2 protein-coding genes are annotated in these 2,030 nt (G+C 73.7%); both read left to right on the top strand.

Annotated features, from left to right (window positions below; translation table 11 throughout):
• Positions 1-213 precede the first annotated feature (213 nt).
• Positions 214-1,344, top strand: coding sequence for an exonuclease SbcCD subunit D (locus ACFFNX_RS48595; RefSeq protein WP_378213231.1), 1,131 nt, complete (start codon positions 214-216; stop codon positions 1,342-1,344).
• A partial coding sequence (locus ACFFNX_RS48590) for an AAA family ATPase (protein WP_378213230.1) occupies positions 1,341-2,030 on the top strand: 690 nt, incomplete at its 3' end. The genes ACFFNX_RS48595 and ACFFNX_RS48590, both read left to right, overlap by 4 nt.

Genomic DNA, 2,030 nt, shown 5'->3' with positions numbered 1-2,030 from the left:
CGGGCCGCCCGCCCGCGGCGACCGCCCCCGGACGCCCGGTCCGCGCCGGTCCAGGGCCTGTCGCCGTCCGGCCTGAGCGGCACGGCCACGTACGCGCTGCTCGACGTGGGGCTCCACCGGCCGTACGCGACGGGGTGGCCGAAAGATGTCAAAGCGGTATCGGGCGGCGTGTGAGGGCGATGTTGTCGGTGGTGCCTGTTAGCTTCCCGCCCTATGCGCCTGCTGCACACCTCCGACTGGCATCTGGGCCGGTCCTTCCACCGGGAGGACATGCTCGCCGCCCAGGCGCGGTTCGTCGACCACCTGGTCGAGACCGTGCGCGCGGAGAGTGTCGACGCTGTGCTCATCTCCGGCGACCTGTACGACCGTGCGCTGCCGCCCGTCGACGCCGTCGCCCTGTGCGACGAGGCGCTGCGTCGCCTCGCGGCCGAGAAGGTTCAGGTCATCGCCATCAGCGGCAACCACGACTCCGCCCAGCGGCTCGGGTTCGGTGCCGGGCTGATGTCCGCCGCCGGCGTGCACGTGATCGCCGATCCGCGGCGGGTCGGCGAGCCGGTGCTGCTCGCCGACGGCACGGCCGTGTACGGCATTCCGTACCTCGAACCCGAGGTCGTCCGCAGCGCGTGGGACCTGCCCGAGCGCGGCCATACCGCCGCGCTGACCGAGGCGATGCGGCGCGTCCGCGCCGACCTCGCGAAACGCGAGGGCCGTTCCGTGGTGCTCGCGCACGCGTTCGTCACCGGGGGGCAGGCCAGCGACAGCGAGCGTGACATCTCCGTCGGCGGCGTCGCGAGCGTGCCGATGAGCGTGTTCGAGGGCGTCGGCTACGTCGCCCTCGGCCACCTGCACGGACGCCAGCGCATGTCCGACACCGTGCGCTACTCCGGTTCGCCGCTGGCCTATTCGTTCTCCGAGGAGCACCACGTCAAGGGCGCCTGGCTGGTCGACCTCGGCCCCACGGTGACCGCCGCGTTCGTGGAGGCGCCCGTGCCCCGCCGCTCCGCGCGCATCAGCGGGCGGATCGACGACCTGCTGTCCGGCGAGCGCTGGGCGCCGTACGAGGACCATTGGCTCCAGGTCACCCTGACCGACCCCGACCGGCCCGCCGGGGCGATGGAGCGGCTGCGGCGGCGGTTCCCGCACACGCTGGCGCTCGCCTTCGAGCCCGAAGGCGGCCCGGCCGCCGACGACCGCCGTTGGGCCGAGCGCATCCGTGACCGCTCCGACCTCGACATCGCCTACGACTTCGTCCGCGAGGTACGCGGCGCGTCCGCCGACGACGCCGAGCGCGACCTGCTCGGCGAGGCGTTCGAGTGCTGCCGGCGGGTGGAGGCGGCGCGATGAGGCTGCACTCGCTGACCATCACCGCCTTCGGCCCGTACGCGGGCACGGAGACGGTCGACTTCGCGGCGCTGTCGGGTGCCGGGCTGTTCCTGATCAACGGCCCGACCGGCGCCGGCAAGACGAGCGTGCTCGACGCGGTCTGCTTCGCCCTGTACGGCCGGGTGCCGAGCGTCCGCAACGACGCCAAGGACCTGCGCAGCCAGCACGCGCCGCCCGACCGGGCACCCGAGGTCGTCCTCGACGTGACGATCCGCGGGCGGCGCTTCAAGGTCACCCGGTCGCCCAAGTGGGAGCGGCCGAAACGCCGCGGCCAGGGCACCACCGAGGAAAAGGCCAAGGTCCTGCTTCAGGAGTGGCGCGGCGGCGCCTGGGAGACCTGGTCGACCCGCTTCGACGAGGCCGGCCAGTTCGTCACCGACCTGCTGGGCATGTCGGCGGAGCAGTTCTGCCAGGTGGTGCTGCTGCCGCAGGGCGACTTCGCGGCGTTCCTGCGCGCCGGGGCCGAAGAACGCCGGGCCGTGCTGGAGAAACTGTTCGCGACCGAGGTGTTCGCCCAGGTCGAGACGTGGCTGGCCGAGCGTCGCCGCGAGAGCGGGCGCGCGGCCGACGAGCTGCGCCTGGCGGCCGAGTCGGTCGCCGACCGTGCCGCCGAGGCGGCCGGTGCCGTACGGCCCGAGCTGACGCCG

The sequence above is a fragment of the Actinoallomurus acaciae genome (assembly GCF_042429965.1).
In the GTDB taxonomy this organism is placed as follows: domain Bacteria; phylum Actinomycetota; class Actinomycetes; order Streptosporangiales; family Streptosporangiaceae; genus Actinoallomurus; species Actinoallomurus acaciae.
Note: the sequence above shows the minus strand (reverse complement) of the source record. Positions and strands in the feature narration are given on the sequence as shown.

Coding starts and splice junctions, on each gene's coding strand:
- ACFFNX_RS48595 (WP_378213231.1), top strand. CDS start 214: ATGCGCCTGCTGCACACCTCCGACTGGCATCTGGGCCGGTCCTTCCAC.